The 16,778-nt window shown below is 67.7% G+C and carries 14 protein-coding genes, 1 tRNA gene and 1 riboswitch; of the genes, 5 read left to right on the plus strand and 10 right to left on the minus strand.

Features of this window, described 5'->3' with window-relative positions:
• Positions 1-73: 73 nt before the first annotated feature.
• From H3H55_RS04915 to H3H55_RS04925, 3 genes are read left to right on the plus strand one after another with little or no spacing between them, the layout of a single operon-like run.
• Positions 74-2,428 carry a TonB-dependent receptor gene (locus tag H3H55_RS04915; protein WP_193097851.1) on the plus strand — a complete coding sequence of 785 codons (2,355 nt, stop codon included), beginning with the start codon at positions 74-76 and terminating at the stop codon, positions 2,426-2,428.
• Positions 2,416-3,684 carry a sialidase family protein gene (locus H3H55_RS04920; RefSeq protein WP_193097852.1) on the plus strand — a complete coding sequence of 423 codons (1,269 nt, stop codon included), beginning with the start codon at positions 2,416-2,418 and terminating at the stop codon, positions 3,682-3,684. The genes H3H55_RS04915 and H3H55_RS04920 overlap by 13 nt, the downstream gene beginning before the upstream one ends.
• A complete protein-coding gene (locus tag H3H55_RS04925) occupies positions 3,681-4,163 on the plus strand; it encodes a TlpA family protein disulfide reductase (RefSeq protein ID WP_193097853.1) in 483 nt (160 codons plus the stop codon). Before H3H55_RS04920 ends, H3H55_RS04925 begins: the two co-directional genes overlap by 4 nt.
• 79 nt (positions 4,164-4,242) lie before the next feature.
• Here H3H55_RS04925 and H3H55_RS04930 read toward each other — a convergent pair whose 3' ends face one another.
• From H3H55_RS04930 to pepN, 7 genes are all read right to left on the minus strand, one after another.
• Positions 4,243-4,497 (minus strand): GlsB/YeaQ/YmgE family stress response membrane protein, encoded by a 255-nt coding sequence (locus H3H55_RS04930; protein ID WP_027788093.1) that lies wholly within the window; start codon positions 4,495-4,497, stop codon positions 4,243-4,245.
• Between the two features lie 265 nt (positions 4,498-4,762).
• The gene (locus H3H55_RS04935) at positions 4,763-4,975 is read right to left on the minus strand and encodes a hypothetical protein (protein WP_193097854.1); all 213 of its coding nucleotides are present in this window, start codon (positions 4,973-4,975) and stop codon (positions 4,763-4,765) included.
• The gene (locus tag H3H55_RS04940) at positions 4,972-6,705 is read right to left on the minus strand and encodes an FAD-dependent oxidoreductase (RefSeq protein ID WP_193097855.1); all 1,734 of its coding nucleotides are present in this window, start codon (positions 6,703-6,705) and stop codon (positions 4,972-4,974) included. Before H3H55_RS04940 ends, H3H55_RS04935 begins: the two co-directional genes overlap by 4 nt.
• 173 nt (positions 6,706-6,878) lie before the next feature.
• Positions 6,879-7,688: a helix-turn-helix transcriptional regulator gene (locus tag H3H55_RS04945; RefSeq protein WP_193097856.1), complete on the minus strand. Its 810-nt coding sequence runs from the start codon at positions 7,686-7,688 to the stop codon at positions 6,879-6,881.
• Between the two features lie 168 nt (positions 7,689-7,856).
• Positions 7,857-7,932, minus strand: a tRNA-Thr gene (locus tag H3H55_RS04950).
• 207 nt (positions 7,933-8,139) lie between these two features.
• Positions 8,140-9,153, minus strand: a complete 1,014-nt coding sequence (locus tag H3H55_RS04955) for a class 1 fructose-bisphosphatase (protein WP_129513983.1) — start codon at positions 9,151-9,153, stop codon at positions 8,140-8,142.
• A 280-nt stretch (positions 9,154-9,433) separates the two neighbouring features.
• Positions 9,434-12,127 (minus strand): aminopeptidase N, encoded by a 2,694-nt coding sequence (gene pepN / locus H3H55_RS04960; protein WP_193097857.1) that lies wholly within the window; start codon positions 12,125-12,127, stop codon positions 9,434-9,436.
• 186 nt (positions 12,128-12,313) lie between these two features.
• Between pepN and H3H55_RS04965 the strand changes: the two genes are divergently transcribed.
• Entirely contained in the window at positions 12,314-13,012 is a 699-nt protein-coding gene (locus H3H55_RS04965) for a DUF4136 domain-containing protein (RefSeq protein ID WP_193097858.1), read from the plus strand.
• A gap of 52 nt (positions 13,013-13,064) precedes the next feature.
• Here the strand turns inward: H3H55_RS04965 and H3H55_RS04970 are convergent, their stop codons facing one another.
• Positions 13,065-13,637 carry a TMEM165/GDT1 family protein gene (locus H3H55_RS04970; protein WP_048249662.1) on the minus strand — a complete coding sequence of 191 codons (573 nt, stop codon included), beginning with the start codon at positions 13,635-13,637 and terminating at the stop codon, positions 13,065-13,067.
• Between the two features lie 78 nt (positions 13,638-13,715).
• Positions 13,716-13,853, minus strand: a riboswitch (yybP-ykoY riboswitch).
• Between the two features lie 164 nt (positions 13,854-14,017).
• Positions 14,018-15,334: a guanine deaminase gene (gene guaD, locus H3H55_RS04975; RefSeq protein WP_193097859.1), complete on the minus strand. Its 1,317-nt coding sequence runs from the start codon at positions 15,332-15,334 to the stop codon at positions 14,018-14,020.
• Positions 15,335-15,400: 66 nt separating this feature from the next.
• Here guaD and H3H55_RS04980 point away from each other — a divergent pair, with 66 nt between their 5' ends.
• Complete coding sequence (locus tag H3H55_RS04980; protein WP_193097860.1) at positions 15,401-15,706, plus strand: hypothetical protein; 306 nt, start codon at positions 15,401-15,403, stop codon at positions 15,704-15,706.
• Between the two features lie 32 nt (positions 15,707-15,738).
• Here H3H55_RS04980 and H3H55_RS04985 read toward each other — a convergent pair whose 3' ends face one another.
• Positions 15,739-16,764: an adenosine deaminase gene (locus H3H55_RS04985; protein WP_193097861.1), complete on the minus strand. Its 1,026-nt coding sequence runs from the start codon at positions 16,762-16,764 to the stop codon at positions 15,739-15,741.
• Positions 16,765-16,778 lie beyond the last annotated feature (14 nt).

A 16,778-nucleotide genomic window follows, 5' to 3' on the forward strand; every position in this document is an offset into this window, starting at 1 on the left:
GCGTGCCGCGCCGTCCGTGCGCGGCGCGCGCTCGCGTCTGGCGGCGTCCGATCACGTTTTCAGGAAATCATTCATGTTGTCTACCTTCGCCGCGCGGCCGTCGCGCGGACGGCTCGCGCTCGCGTGCGCGGCCGCTTTTGCGTGGCCTGCCGCCCATGCGGCCTCGACGGACGACGCACGCGTCGATCCCGCTCGCAGTGGTGTCGATCGTCCTGCCGGTGCCGCGGCGCCGGCTTCCGCTGGTGCCGCCGTGCCGGCCGGCGATACGTTGACCGCCGTCAGCGTCACCGCGCAGCGGCAACCCGTCGATCCGGATACGCCGGCCGTCGTCCAGTCGATCACGCGCGAGCAGATCGATGCGCACACCAACGTCACCACCGAGGACGCGCTGAAGTACGCGCCGAACCTGATGGTCCGTAAGCGCTATATCGGCGACCGCAACAGCGTGTTTGCGGGCCGCGACTTCAACGAACTGCAGAGCGCGCGCGGGCTCGTCTACGCCGATGGCGTGCTGCTGTCGAACCTGCTCGGCTCGAGTTATGCGTACCCGCCGCGCTGGTCGCTGATCCCGCCCGACGACATCGCGCGCGTCGATGTGCTCTATGGCCCCTTTTCCGCGCTGTATCCCGGTAACGCGATCGGCTCGACCGTGCTGCTCACGACGCGCCAACCGGAAAAGCTCGAGGCGTCGCTGTCGACGCAATTCTTCACGCAGCGCTACCACGACGGCTACGGATTCGCGGACAGCTTCGGCGGCAACCACCAGACCGCGCGGATCGCGAACCGCGTCGGCCGGTTCTGGTTCGCGTTGTCGCTCGACCGGCTGGAGAACAACGGCCAGCCGATGCAGTATGCGAGCCCCAATTCGGCCTACAACCCGAAGCTCGGCGCCGCCGTGCCCGTGACGGGCGCCGCGACCGACATCGGGCCCAACGGCAAGCCGCGGACGATCGTCGGCGCGCAGACGATCGAGCGGACCGAACAGATCAACGAGACGGTCCGGATGGGCTACGCGTTCACCGACCACGTCAATGCGACGCTCACGCTCGGACACTGGGAGAACCATTACCGGCAACACGGCGAAACCTTCCTGCGCGATGCGGCCGGCAACCCGGTCTACGGCGGCAACGTGTCGATCGGCGGCCGGAACATGACCGTCGCGCCGAACGCGTTCGCGCCGCAGCGCGGCGACCAGGAGAACTGGCTGTACGCGCTCGGCCTGAACGGCCGGCTCGATTCCGGCTGGCGGCTGTCGGGCGTCGTGTCCGCGTACGACGTGTCGCGCGATGTGCTCCGCGCGGCGTCGACCGTGCAAGGCGGCGCGGGCACGCTGTTCCAGGGCGACGGCACCGGCTGGCGCACGCTCGACCTGAAGGCCGAGGCGCCGGAAGTGAAGGGCCACACGTTCACGTTCGGCTATCACTACGACAACTACTTCCTGCGCAACGTCACGTACAACACGGCCGACTGGCTGGCCGGGCCGACCACGTCGCTGTCGAGCGTCTATCGCGGCGACACGCGCACGCAGGCGCTGTTCGGGCAGGACGCGTGGCGCTTTGCGCCGGGCTGGCTCGCGACGCTCGGGCTGCGCTACGAGCGCTGGGATGCGTACGGCGGCGCGCTCGGCAACGCGGCGGGCACGCTCGGTTATGCGGACCGCGGCGCGAACGCGCTGTCGCCGAAAGTCGCGCTGCAATGGGACGCGACGGACGTCTGGCGCTTCCGGCTGTCGTTCGCGACCGGCACGCGTTTCCCGACGGTTGGCGAGCTGTTCCAGGGCACGATCTCGAACAACGCGATCGTCAACAACAACCCGAACCTGCGGCCTGAAAAGGCGATCGACTGGGACTTCACGGCCGAACGCGATGTGGGCGTCGGTGTCGTGCGCGCCAGCGTGTTCCAGAGCGACCTGCGCGACTCGATCTACAGCCAGACGACCGTGTCGGGCGCGTCGACCGTCACCAACATCTCGAACGTCGACCGCGTACGCGTGCGTGGCGTCGAACTTGCGTTCAGCGGCGAAAACGTCGGGCTGCGCGGGCTCAATCTCGATGCCAACGTGTCGGCAAGCAATGCGCAGATCCTCGCCGATGCCGCGAACCCCGCGTATGTCGGCTCGCGCTTTCCGCGTATTCCACGCATGCGCGCGAACCTGCTCGCGTCGTATCGCTTCGACGAGCATTGGTTCGCGAGTGTCGGCGTGCGTTATTCGGGCCGCCAGTTCAACACGCTCGACAACAGCGACGTGAATCCGGATGTCTACGGCGGCACGAGCTCGTTCACGGTCGTCGACCTGAAGGCGCGCTACCGTTTCGATCGTCACTGGACCGCGTCGGTCGGCATCGACAACCTGACGGACCGCCGTTACTACGTGTTCCACCCGTATCCGGGCCGCACTTTCTATGGAGAACTGAAATGGTCGCTGTGAAGTCGTTCGCGGCAGGCTGCGCGCTGTGGCTCGCGGCGCTGTCGCCCGCCGGCGCGCACGATGCCCAAGACGTGCCGAAGGCCGTCGATCCGCACGCCGCGCACATGAGCATGCAGGCCGCGCCTGCGCAGCAGAAGCAGCCGCTCGCGACGGGCGCGACGTTCGACGCGCGCCACCGGTTGTGGGTCGCGTGGGTCGAAGGCGCGCACGTCGTCGTCGCGCATTCCGACGATGGGGGCCGCACATTATCAGCGTCCGTCACCGTCAACGTGATGCCGGAGCCGATCTACACGAGTGCGGAGAATCGCCCGAAGATCGCAACGAGTCCGGATGGGCGAGCGGTGTACGTGTCGTGGTCGATGCCGCTCGATGCGCCGTACACGGGCATGGTGCGCTTCTCGCGCTCGCTCGATGGCGGCGCGACCTGGAGCGTGCCCGTTACCGTGCATCGCGACCGACAGGCGATCACGCACCGCTTCGACATGATGGCCGTCGATCTGGCCGGCAACATCGCGATCGCCTGGATCGACAAGCGCGATCTCGTTGCGGCGAAGGCGGCGGGGCAGGCGTACGAAGGCGCGGCCGTCTACTACGCGGTGTCGCGCGACGGCGGCGCATCGTTCGAACCCGAGCGCAAGGTGACCGACCACACGTGCGAATGCTGCCGGATCGCGATGGCGATCGATCCGGCCGGACGCATCGAGGCCGTGTGGCGCAACGTGTTCCCGGGGCAGATCCGCGATCACGCGCTTGCGGTGCTGCCCGTATCGGCATCGGAGCCGGTCGTGCCGGTACGCGCGACATTCTCGAACTGGCACGTCGAGGCGTGCCCCGAGCATGGGCCGGCGCTGGCGATCACGCCGGACGGCACGCGCCATCTTGCGTGGTTCGGCGTCGTCGACGGTCGTGCCGACGTGTTCTATTCGCGTATCGGCGCCGATGGCCGGCCGCGCGGCACGCCGTGGGCATTCGGCGCGAATCCCGCGGTGCCCGGCGAGCAGGCGTCGCATGCGGCCCTGGTCGCGCGCGGCGACGTCGTGTGGCTCGCATGGAAGGCGTTCGACGGCGATACGATGCAGATCAAGCTGCGCCGGTCGGACGATCGCGGCGAGCACTGGTCGGCGCCGCGCGTGATCGCGTCGACGTCGGGTGCGAGCGACAACCCGCAACTGCTCGACGACGCGGGCCGCATCTACCTGTCATGGCGCACGCGCAACGACGGCTATCGGCTGATCGCCGTGGAGGGCGCGCAATGAAACGGCTGATTGCGTTGATCGGCATCGTGCTCGCGAGCGTGCCGGCGTGGGCCGGCGGCGAACTGCAGCCGCTGCGTGCGCCCGACGTCGCGCGGTTGTATGCGACGGCGCACGAGCGGCCGCTGGCGGTCGAGATCTGGTCGCTCGATTGCGGATACTGTCGCGAGAACGCCGCGCATCTGGTCGCGTGGCAGCGCCGTCATCCGGAGGTGCAACTCGCGATGGTCGCGATGGATGCGTACGACGACAACGGCGCGGCGATCTCGCAGGCGCTCGCGCAGATGAACCTGCCGCCGCAGGTTGCGCAGTATGCGAACGCGGAACCGATGCCCGAGCGTCTGCGGGTGGCACTCGATGCGGGATGGCGAGGGGAAATGCCGCGTACCGTGTGGATCGGACGCGATGGCGTACGCGAAGCGCGCAGCGGATTGCTGACGGCCGACGTGCTCGACGGCTGGTTGCAGCGCGCGAAGCGCTGAAACAGCCGGTGGCGCGCGGCGAACGGGCCGCGCGCCGGCCTGATGCGAAAACGCGCCCGAAGGCGCGTGGAGAGAATCGTCAGGCCGCTCGCTTGAATAGCCGGATCACGAACAGCAGGATCACCGCGCCGACGACCGCGACGATCACCGAGCCGATGAAGCCGCTGCCGATGCTGATGCCGAGCAAGCCGGCGAGCCAGCCGCCGATCACCGCGCCGACGATCCCGACGATGATGTCGACGATCAGCCCGAAGCCGCCGCCCTTGACGAGCAAGCCGGCAAGCCAGCCGGCGATCGCGCCGATGATGAGCCACATAATCAAGCCATGAGTCATGGTGATGTCCTCTCCTTGGGTTGAGTCGAAATGACCGGACGCCGGCTGTCGCACCGCAAGCTGGGTAAGGGCGGCATTGCGACCCGCCGCGCCGCCCACGCAATGTAACGCGATAGACGGGTCAGAATCGTTAAGTAATGTTATGCACCCTTATCCGGATTTTCCAGGAAATTTGTCTGCCCACGGCGCGGCGCGTGCGCGGACGACGCGCGGCGAAATGAATTTGTAAGAAATGGTCGGCGGTGACGTCCATGGTTCGGCCGCCTCACCGTCCGTGCGTCGATGCCGGCATGCCCATCTCGGGTAGTCCGTCGCTTGCGTCGGCGATCAGCCGTGCGACGGTCGCGGTATTGCCGATCGCCTCGATCGACAGCAGTGCGAAACGGGCGAGAAAGAGCGACGCATCGGCTTCGCCGATACGGGTCATCGTGCGGCATAGGTCGGTGTAGAGGGTGTCGCGTTCGGCGTCGGTCATCATGCGGTCTCCTGAAGATCGGTTGGCGCGGTCGGATGGAGTGCGCGTTCGAGCGCGGCGGCCACGTCGTCGGCGCGAGCGTCGTGCCAGCGGCCGAGGACGTGCCCGTCCGGACGCACGAGATAAACGGTGCCGTCGCGCGCGCCGTACAGGTCGAACGGCCGGCCGTCGTCGTCATGGCCGCCGCAGGCCGGTTGCTGCGGCGCTGCGTGCCGTGCGAGCGTGACGAGCGCGAACGGGATCAGCGCATCCTGCAGGCGCCGTTCGAGATCGGCCAGCGATGGATCGGGGGCACCGTCGGCCGTAAAGCAGAGCGCGGTGAAGCGCGCGGCGACGAGATCGGTCAGGTGGCTGCGGCGCGTGTCGCGGCCATGCGTCGCGTACAGCGTCAGCGGGCACTCCGCGAGCACCGTGCCGGGCGCCGGGCCGGCCGAGAACGTATCGCGTTCGGCCGCGTTGAGCGGCGACGTCGAATACGCGATTGCCGACGTCTGGCGCGGGTTGATCAGCGAACGCAGTGCCGGATGCCGGACCGCGAGCGTCAGCACGGCCTTGCGCATCAACTCGAATGCAAACGACGGCGGCGCCATGAACTCGGTGCTCTTCGTGCCGTAGCGCAGGTTCTCGTGCGTCGCGAACACACGCTCGTCCGAGTAGCTGTCGAGTAGCGCATCCGATGCGATACCGTGGAGCACGTACGCGAGTTTCCACGCAAGGTTGTCCGCATCGTCGATGCCCGAATTCGCGCCGCGCACGCCGAATATCGGCACGAGATGCGCGGCGTCGCCGCAGAACAGCACGCGGCCGTGCCGGTAGCGCTCGAGCGTCAGCGCGTTCGCCTTGTAGATCGTGATCCAGATCGGCGACCAGTCGCCGCGCTCGCCCATCATGTCGAGCAGGTTCTGCACGAGCGGGATCACGTTCTCCGGCTTCACGGCCGCTTCGGCATCCTCGTCGTCGCGCAACTGGTAGTCGATCCGCCACACGTTGTCGGGCTGCTTGTGGACGAGCACGGTCGAACCCGGGTTCGACGACGGATCGAAGTACGCGAGCCGTTCGGTCGGCCGGTCGCTGTCGAGCGCGATGTCGACGATCACATAACGACCCTCGTAGCTCGTGCCCTGGAGCGACAGGCCGAGCGCGTCGCGCATCGTGCTGCGTCCGCCGTCGCACGCGACGACCCAGTCGGCGTCGAGCGCGTAGTCGCCGAGCGGCGTGTCGACGTCCAGACGCACGCCGTTCGGCTGCCGGGTCACGCCGGTGACCTTCGTCTGCCAGCGGATCTCGATGAGTTCGGGGCGGCGCAGCGCGGCGTCGAGCAGGAACTGCTCGATGTGATACTGCGCGAGATTGACCATCGGCGGCAGCTTCTGGTTTTCGTCCTGCGGCATCGTGAAATGCAGCACTTCGTCGCGACGATAGAAGCTGCGTCCGCCGGTCCATGGCAGCCCCACGCGCAGGAAGTCGTCGAGCGCGCCGAGCCGCTCGATGATCTCGAGGCTGCGCCGCGAGATGCAGATTGCGCGGCTGCCGTGGCAGACCGCATCGTCGGCCTCGATCAGCACGCTGCGGATGCCGTGGTTCGCGAGACCGAGCGCGACAGCGAGGCCCACGGGGCCGCCGCCGACGATCGCGACGCGATGCCGGTGCGTATCGATGCCGGCGTCGCGGGCCGGCAGGTGCGCGGGATGGCGCTTGGCGACGAACGGATAGGGCTTGAATTCGATGGCCATCGTTGGCCTCCAGGGTAGTCCGGTTCGACATGCGCGCATCGGTGGCGCGATGCGTGCAACAGGTCGCTGCAGTATGGAAGCCGGCCGGACCGCCGCTGTCCCCATTCCGGGTACAGCGTCGCGCTGGAATCATCCCGCTGCGCTTGCGGCGGGCAGATCGGGCAGGGGCGGGCTCAGGGCTGCATGCACAGCGCGAACAGCTCGCGCTGGCTCGAGATGCCGAGGCGCCGGTATGCGCGCTTCTGGTAGGTGACGACGCTCGATGCCTTCACGCCGATCGTCTCGCCGATCTCGTGCGCGGTCTGGCCTTCGAGTACGCCGCGCAGCACGTCGAGTTCTCGCTTGGACAACGCGGGGCATGCATTGCGCAGTCGCGCGAGCATCCGTTGCGGAATGCCGATCTGCGCCGCGCCGGCAAGCGCGTAGTGATGCTTCGCGGCCTGCGCGATCAGCGGCGCGAGCGCCTCGACCGACGCGATCTCGCGCGGCTGAAACGCGCCGCTGCGATGTGCGCGGTACAGGTTGAGCGACAGCCAGACCGCATCGCCGGGCTGCATCAGCAGCGCCAGCCGGTCGGACACGTCGGGGCCGCGATAGCAGGCGGCGCGATACGCTTCGTGACCGATTTCGTCGCCGGTCTGCTGATGCAGCAGAAGGTCATGACGACGTGCGCCGCGATGCGCGGTCGACACGATCTGCTGGTTGCCGTCGAGCGCGTAGAAATGTCGCGCGTAGGTGTCGGCGATGTCGCGCAGGTAGCGGCCGCCGCGATGATCGGCGACCGACATCGTGCGCGGGCGGTTGCCGAATTCGTACGCAAAGATCGTGCACTGCGTGATCGACAGCGCATCGTCGAACAGTTTCAGGACTTCGGCCGCGAACGCGTTCGGATCGTTGCCGCCGATCGCGGCGACGAGGCCCGTCGCGCGGGATACGTCCAATTGCCCGGTGAGATTCGGTCGCTCGAGACGCCAGGTGCGCATGATGCGAAGGAGAGGGCGGAGTGGTCCGGCGATTGTAATCGGCGGCGCGCGGCACGTGAGTCGGGAGATGCCCGCAAGCGGAGATGGCGGGGAGAGGACGGGCGCGCGATTTCGGCGCCGGAAAAGAGAAAAGGTCTGACAAGCGATGCTTGTCAGACCTTTATGTCTTGGTGCCGGAGATAGGAGTCGAACCTACGACCTTCGCATTACGAATGCGCTGCTCTACCAACTGAGCTACACCGGCAGCAGAGAAATGAAATTATATGGTCAAATCCGAGATCTTGGCAATAGGTTTTGCGAACTTTTTTTCAGCTTGCTGCGGCTGCTTCGCGAAACCATCGATCCGGCGGACTTTCCGCTTTCACTTCACTGCGATGCGACCGGTCAGGGCCACATCGCGAGGCGCGATTCTACTTGTGTCTCGCACCTCCGTCCAGTGCTGCAGTGCAAATTATTTCGCGTCGTCGTGATAGCCGGTCACACGCTCGACTTCGTTCTTCGAACCGAGGAACACGGGCACGCGCTGGTGCAGGCCCGTCGGCTGCACGTCCATGATGCGCTGCGTGCCGGTCGTCGCGGCGCCGCCCGCCTGTTCGACGATGAACGACATCGGGTTCGCTTCGTACATCAGGCGCAGCTTGCCCGGGCGATCGGGCGTGCGCTTGTCGGCCGGGTACATGAAGATGCCGCCGCGGTTCAGGATACGGTGCACGTCGGCGACCATCGACGCGATCCAGCGCATGTTGAAGTTGTCGCCGCGCGGGCCGTCCTTGCCGGCGTTCAGTTCGTCGACATAGCGCTTGACCGGGTCATACCAGTGGCGCGCGTTCGATGCGTTGATCGCGTATTCGCGCGTGTCGGCCGGGATCTGCATGTTGCTCTGCGTGAGCACCCACGAGCCGACTTCGCGGTCGAGCGTGAAGCAGTTCACGCCGTTGCCGGTCGTCAGCACGAATACCGTCTGCGGGCCGTAGACGGCGTAGCCGGCCGCGACCTGCTGCGTGCCGGGTTGCAGGAACGATTCCTCGGTGGCCTGCTTGCCGTCCGGGCAGCGCAGCACCGAGAAGATCGTGCCGATCGACACGTTCACGTCGATGTTCGACGAGCCATCGAGCGGGTCGAACACGAGCAGGTATTCGCCGCGCGGGTAGTTCGCGGGGATCGGGAAGAACGTTTCCATTTCTTCCGACGCCATTGCGGCGAGGTTGCCGCCCCATTCGTTCGCGTCGAGCAGGATTTCGTTCGACAGGATGTCGAGCTTCTTCTGCACTTCGCCCTGGACGTTCTCGGTGCCGGCAGTGCCGAGCGCTTCGCCGAGCGCGCCCTTCGACACGTTGTAGCTGATCGCCTTGCACGCGCGTGCGACGACTTCGATCAGCAGGCGCAGGTCGGCGGGGAGGTTGTTGGTCTCACGTTGCTGTTCGATCAGGAATTTCGACAGCGTGGTGCGGCGGGCAATGGACATGACAGACTCCGAAAGGCCAAAAGAATCCTTGAATGGCCGTAATTTTACCCGCCGCGCTTTCCGTGCCGCCGGCTTTTTTCGTCCGGTTACATGGCCGGGCGGCCGAGTCGGCCCGGTTTCAGGCGTCGGCGCCAGGCGGAATGCGCATGGTCGCGGCGGCACCACGGGCGGTCAGACCCCGCGATCGGCCCCGGGTCCAATTGCATTCGCGCAATAAAAAAGCCGGCGCCGCGACAGGCGGCGCCGGCTGTATCGCGCGTACGCGATGCGGTCGATTGCGTTATGCGAGCGCTTTCTCGACGATCTCGCGCACGTCGCGCGATTTCGCGCCGGCGGCGACCTGCTCGAGCGCTTCGCGCATCCGGTCGCGCAGGGCAGGCGTGTAGCGGCGCCACAGTTCGAGCGAGCGGGCGAGGCGCGCCGCGACCTGCGGGTTGATCGCGTCGAGCGCGAGCACCTGTTCGGCCCAGAACGCGTAACCCGAGCCGTCCGCCGCGTGGAATTGCGCGGGGTTGGCCGCGCAGAAGCTGAAGATCAGCGAGCGCGCGCGGTTCGGGTTCTTCAGGTTGAACGCGGGGTGCGCGAGCAGCTTGCGAACCTTCGCGAGCGTCGGCTGCGCGGGCGTGCCGCGTTGCGCAGCCTGCATCGCGAACCACTTGTCGATCACGAGCGCTTCCTTCTCGAAGCGACGGTAGAAGTCGTCGAGCGCATGCTCGGCCGACCCGTTCCCACCCGCGGCCGCCGCGGACAGCAGCGCGCCGAGCGCAGCCGCGCGATCGGTCATGTTGTTCGCCGCGTCGTACTGCGCGGTCGCGAGGCGCACGGCATCGGCCGGGTCGTCGAGTTCGGCGAGATACGCGAGCGCGAGGTTCTTCAGCGCGCGGCGGCCGGAGGCCTCCGGCGTCGGCTCGTAGGCGCCGGGCGTCTGGTGCTGTTCGTAGGCGGCGAGCCAGTCGGCGCGCAGCGCGGTCGCGAGCTGGCGGCGCACGAACAGGCGTGCGCGATGCACGGCGGCCGGGTCGGCCTCGGCCATCTGGTCGGCGAGATAGGTTTCCGACGGCAGCGTCAGCGCGAGTTCGCGGAACGCCGGCGACAGCGTCGCGTCGGTCAGTACGCGGCGGAACGCGGCGACGAAGTTCGCGCCGAGCGTGAGCGGTTCGTTCGCGGCGGCGCGCGCGGCGAGCGTCAGCAGCGCGCGGGTCGCGAGGCGCTGGCCGGCCTCCCAGCGGTTGAACGGATCGCTGTCGTGCGCGAGCAGGAATGCGAGATCGTCGTCGCTGTAGTCGTACTCGACGATCACCGGCGACGAGAAGTTGCGCAGCAGCGACGGCAGCGGTTGTTCCGGCACGTCGACGAACGTGAAGGTCTGCTCGGTGTCGGTGAAGTCGAGCACGCGCGTCGTGCCCGCTGCGGCGGTTTCGCCGTCGAGACGCAGCGGCAGGTCGCGGCCGTCGCGGCCGATCAGGCCGATCGCGAACGGAATCAGCAGCGGTCCCTGCTGCGTTTCGCGCGCGGCCGGCGACGCGTCGCCGTAACCCTGCGCGAGCGTGACCGTATAGCGGCGCGCGGCCGCGTCGTACGCGGTCTTCACCGTCACGCGCGGCGTGCCGGCCTGGCTGTACCAGCGCTCGAACTGCGCGAGGTCACGGCCGTTCGCGTCGGCCATCGCGTGACGGAAGTCGTCGCAGGTCACCGCATGGCCGTCGTGGCGCTTGAAATACAGGTCCATCCCCTTGCGGAAACCGTCGCGGCCGAACAGCGTCTGGTACATCCGCACGACTTCCGAGCCTTTCTCGTAGACGGTCATCGTGTAGAAGTTGTTGATCTCGACGTAGCTTTCCGGGCGCACCGGGTGTGCCATCGGGCCCGCGTCCTCGGCGAACTGCAGCTGGCGCAGCACGCGCACGTCCTCGATGCGCTTGACCGCACGGGCGGCCGATTCGACCTCGTCGCCCGCGGCCATGTCGGCCGAGAATTCCTGGTCGCGGAACACCGTCAGGCCTTCCTTCAGGCTCAGCTGGAACCAGTCGCGGCAGGTCACGCGGTTGCCCGTCCAGTTGTGGAAGTACTCGTGGCCGACCACCGATTCGATGTTCGCGAAGTCGGTGTCGGTCGCGGTCTCGGGGTTCGCCAGCACGTACTTCGTGTTGAAGATGTTGAGCCCCTTGTTCTCCATCGCGCCCATGTTGAAGTCGCCGACCGCGACGATCATGAAGCGGTCGAGATCGAGCTCGAGGCCGAAACGCTTCTCGTCCCAGCGGATCGAGTGGATCAGCGAATCCATCGCGTGACGCGTCTTGTCGAGATCGGCCGGCTCGACCCACACCTGCAGCAGCTTTTCCTTGCCCGAGCCGGTCGTGATCTTCTCCTCGATCGCGACGAGCTTGCCCGCGACGAGCGCGAACAGGTAGCTCGGCTTGCGGAACGGGTCTTCCCATTTCGCGAAGTGGCGGCCGTCGGGCAGGTCGCCCGAATCGACGAGGTTGCCGTTCGACAGCAGCACCGGGTACGCGGCCTTGTCGGCGCGCAGCGTCACCGTGTACGACGCCATCACGTCGGGGCGGTCGAGGAAGTAGGTGATGCGGCGGAAGCCTTCGGCCTCGCACTGCGTGAAGAAGTTGCCGCTCGACACGTAGAGGCCCGACAGCGTCGTATTCTGGTCGGGCGCGCAGGCGCTTTCGAGCGTCAGTTCGAACGCTTCGGGGACGTTCTCGACGGTCAGCCCGTGCTCGTGCGCGCGCACGGCGCCATGCGGCGCGCCGTCCAGCCATGCGCCGACGAATTCGAGCGCTTCGCCCAACAGCTCCAGGTGCGGCGCGGGCGCGGCGTCCGGGTTGCGGCGCACGCGCATCGTATTCCTGACGATCGTGCGGGCCGGCGCGAGATCGAATTCGAGCGCGACGGAGTCGATGAGGAAGGCCGGCGGCGTGTAGTCGGCGCGGCGGATCACGGTGGAGGAAGCGTTGTCGGACATGGTCGTCGAGATCGGTGGAGTGGGGGACGGGCCCTCGGCACGGGCCGGGCGAACCGGGCCATTGTACAAAGGCTTGCGGCTGCGTGCCGGGCGAACTTTTTACCGGTTCCGGGAGTCCGCGTATTATCGGCATCCCGTCCGGTTCGCGCGGTGCGACCAACGGGTGACGGATCGACGAGGATCAACATGAAACGCGAATGGATTTTTCGCGGTGCGGGCTGGGCGGCGGCGCTGTGCGTGGCGCTGCTGACGGGCTGCACCAGCTACGTGACGACTCAGGTCACGGCCTTCTCCGACTGGAGCGGCAGCGACGCGACACGCACTTATGCGTTCACGCGCACCGATGCGCAGAAGAACAGCATCGAGCAGTCGACCTACGAGCCGATCGTCGCGAATGAGCTGTCCGCGTACGCGTTCCGGCAGGTGCCGCAGGCGCAGGCGCGGTATCTGGTCGGGCTGACCTATGCGGTCGGCAGCGATCTCGTGACGGTGCCGCAGCCGGTCTATTACGACCCGTGGTTCGCGCCCGGGCCGTACTGGGGGCGCGGGCCGTGGGGCCCGTGGGGGCCCTGGGGGCCGATGCCGGCCGGCTATGTCGCGCAGACGTACCAGGTGTTCGATTACACGCTCGGCATCCGCATCACCGAGCGCGCGACGGGCAAGGAGGTCTACAACGTGACCGCGCGCACGACCGGCGACAACGGCACGCTGCTGTACGCGATGCCGTTCCTCGCGCGCAGCGCGCTGGCCGATTTCCCGCTGTCGAACGGCGCGGTCCGCTCGGTCCGGCTGCCGGTCGACAAGCGCGGCGGGCCGGCGGCGCCGGCCGCCAACGAGCGCGCGGTGCCGGCTGCGCCGGCTTCGGGCGCGGCCGTCGCGAAGTAACGCGGCGTTTGCCTCGGCGCGGCCGCCCGGCCGCGCCGGCCCCCTCCGTTCGTCAGGCCCCGATGCCCAGCAGCGCCAGTGCGCCGAGCACGACGAACAGCACGGCCGCGATCCCGTGCACGAGCTTCGTCGGCAGACGGTGCGCGAAGCGGTCGCCGAGCAGGATCGCGGGCACGTTCGCGAGCATCATCCCGAACGTCGTACCGGCCACGACCCCGATGTAGTCCTGGAAGCGCGCGGCAAGCGCGACTGTCGCGATCTGCGTCTTGTCGCCCATTTCCGCGAGGAAGAACGCCACGAGGGTCGCGCCGAACACGCCGAGCCGCGAACGGTTGGCGTTCGCTTCGTCGGCATCGAGCTTGTCCGGCACGAGGATCCACAACCCCATCGCGATGAACGAGAACGCGAGCGCCCAGCGCATGATCGACGGCGTGACGAGCACGCCGAGCCATTCGCCGAGCGCGCCGGCGAAACCGTGGTTGACGAGCGTCGCGACGAGCACGCCGAGAATGATCGGCACCGGCTTGCGATAGCGCGCGGCCAGTACGAGGGAAAGCAGTTGGGTCTTGTCGCCGATTTCAGCGAGGGCGACGGCGCCGGTGGAGATCAGGAAGGCTTGGGACACGTATGGGGTTCCGCGGGCCGATGTTGTGCGTGCGAGCGACGATCCACGGCGCGCCGGGCCCTGATGCGGCGCGCTATGAACCATCGGTCTCGCCAGGCCAAGGTGGCTGCGCCCGCCATGGCCAAATGGCCAAGTCTGTTGACGGACGCCTCCGTCACGATGCGCGCCGGGGGCGCGGGACATCGAGCGGAGCGGCTACTCCCCAATGAGGGGCGAATTCTAGCACGGTGCGCGATGCGCGCGAAAGCGTGCCGGGTAGCGCCGTGCGGAGAGTCGGGGCGCGATCGGCACGTGGCAGGCATGCGCGCATACCCGGCATGCGCGGTGACGGATGTGCCGCCGCGCCTGCCGGGATGAGCGTCCCGGCAGGCAGTGACGCGTTACGCCGCGGCGCGGCGTGCGGCGCCGCGCTCGTGGACGAGCTCGCCGGCCGCGTAGGTGCGGTACACCGCGCGGTCGTCGCCGAGCAGCGCGAACGCGAACAGCAGTTCCTCGAGCGAATCCGCGCGCTTGGTACGGCGCGCGAGCAGCGGCGTGGCCTGCGGATCGAGCACGACGAAGTCGGCCTCGGTGCGCGGCGCGAGCGTGCCGACCGTGTCGGCGAGGTCGAGTGCCTGCGCGGCGCCGGCCGTCGCGAGCCAGAACATCCGCGTGGCGGTCAGGTGGTGGCCCGACAGCCGCGCGACCTTGTGTGCTTCGTTCATCGTCTGCAGCATCGAGAACGACGTGCCGCCGCCGACGTCGGTGGCGAGCGTGACGGGCACGTCGTATTCGCCGGCCTTGTCGAAATCGAACAGCCCGCTGCCGAGGAAGAAGTTCGACGTCGGGCAGTGCGCGACGACGGTGCGCGTCTCGGCCATCCGGCGGCGGTCCTCGTTGTCGAGGTGGATGCAGTGGCCGTACACGGCGCGCGGACGCAGCAGCCCGTAGCGGTCGTAGATATCGAGATAGCTGCGATGGCCGGGGAACAGCTCGGCAACCCATTTCACCTCGTCGACGTTTTCCGCGACGTGGCTCTGCACGAACACGTCCGGATGGCGGCGCGCGAGTTCGCCGCACGCCTCGAGCTGCGCCTCGGTCGACGTCGGCGCGAAGCGCGGCGTCAACGCGTACATCTGGCGGCCCTTGCCGTGCCAGCGGTCGATCAGCTCGGCGCTGTCGTCATAACCCGATTGCGCGGTGTCGCGCAGGAATTCGGGGCAGTTGCGGTCCATCAGCACCTTGCCGGCGATTATCCGCAGGTCGCGCGCGTCGCTCGCCGCGAACAGCGCGTCGGCCGACTGCTTGTGCACCGTGCAGTAGACGAGCGCGCTGGTCGTGCCGCAGGCGAGCAGTTCATCGACGAAGAAGTCGGCGACTTCGCGTGCATGCTCGGGATCGCCGAACTGGCGCTCGGTCGGGAACGTGTACTTGTCCAGCCAGGGCAGCAAGCCCGGCGCCGGCGACGCGATCATGTCCGTCTGCGGATAGTGGATGTGCGTGTCGATGAAGCCGGGCACGATCAGCTTGTCGCGCAGGTCATGGACGATCGCGTCGCGCGCGAGCGTCGCGGCGAGCTGCGCATACGGGCCGGCCGCGACAACCTTGCCGTCGTCGACGATCAGGAGGCCGTCGGTCTCGTAGTTCGCGGCCTGGCTTGATTGTGCCGGGTCGCCGTTGAAGGTCAGCAGTTGGGATCGAAAAGCGGTTTGCGTCATGACGAATGGTCCTGCATCAAGGTAAGGCGAACAGAAGAAAGCGATCGACGCCGCGCGGGCGACGGCATGGATGACGCCGTCCGCGCGGGGGCGGGACGGCGCTTCGCGAGCGGCCGCGACGCACGGTGTGCGGTACGGCCGGATGCGATTGCACGGGCGTTCGTGGCGGCCGAAGCCGCCATCGCATGGTTGCCGGCGAACCTCGCGGCCATCGCGAGCGCGACCGGTGCGGCGGCGCACGGAACGGCAAGCCGCGACGGCACGCGCGGGCAGGCAACGATCGCGCAACACGCGTTCGCGCCGGGCGCACGTAGGCGACCGGCCTGGCGCATGGCCGAACCGGTGGTCGCGAAGCGGATGCCGTTGCCGTGACTCATCTGTCTAGCGTTCCTCGATGCGGGCCGTCACGCGGCCTGCCAGTACGCGTCGAGGCGCGCGAACAGTGCGTCGCGCTGCGCCGGGTCGATGAACGACGCCTCGAAGCCGTTGCGGATCACCGCATGGACTTCGGCATCCGTGAGGCGCAGCCCTTCGGCCGTCGCGAAGTAGTTTTCATTGACGTAGCCGCCGAAATACGCCGGATCGTCGGAGTTGATCGTCACCGCGACGCCGCGCTCGAGCAGCGCCTTCAGCGTGTGCTTCGCCATGTCGTCGAACACGCACAGCTTCAGGTTCGACAGCGGGCAGACGGTGAGCGCCGTGCGCGTCCTGGCGAGGCGTTCGACGAGCGCCGCGTCCTCGATGCTGCGCACGCCGTGGTCGATCCGGTCGACCTTCAGCACGTCGAGCGCTTCGTAGATGTAGGCGGGCGGGCCTTCCTCGCCCGCATGCGCGACGAGCTTCAGCCCGAGCGCGCGCGCCTTCTCGAACACGCGTGCGAACTTCGTCGGCGGATGGCCGAGCTCGGACGAATCGAGGCCCACGCCGATCAGCCGGTGGCGATAGCGCTCGAACAGCGGCAGCGCGGATTCGAACGTCGCGAGCGCGTCCTCTTCGGACAGGTGGCGCAGGAAGCACAGAATCAGTTTGCTCGACAGCCCGCGCTGCTCCGCATCGGCGAGTGCGCGCTCGATGCCGGCGACGACCGTCTCGATCGGCACGCCGCGTTCGGTGTGCGTCTGCGGGTCGAAGAACAGTTCGGTGTGGACGACGTTGTCGGCGAGCGCGCGTTCGCAGTACGCGGCCGTCATGTCGTGGAAATCCTGCTCGGTCAGCAACACGCTCGCGCCTGCGTAATAGATGTCGAGGAACGACTGCAGGTCGGTGAACGCGTAGGCGGCGCGCAGCGCGTCGATCGAGTCGTACGCGAGCTTCACGCCGTTGCGCTGCGCGAGCGCGAAAATCAGTTCGGGCTCGAGCGAGCCTTCGATATGGATATGCAGCTCCGCCTTCGGCGCGCGGGCAATCTTGTCCTTGAATGTCGGGGTCATGGCGTCGTTCTTGG

Source organism: Burkholderia sp. Z1 (assembly GCF_014893795.1).
Taxonomy (GTDB): Bacteria; Pseudomonadota; Gammaproteobacteria; order Burkholderiales; family Burkholderiaceae; genus Burkholderia; species Burkholderia theae.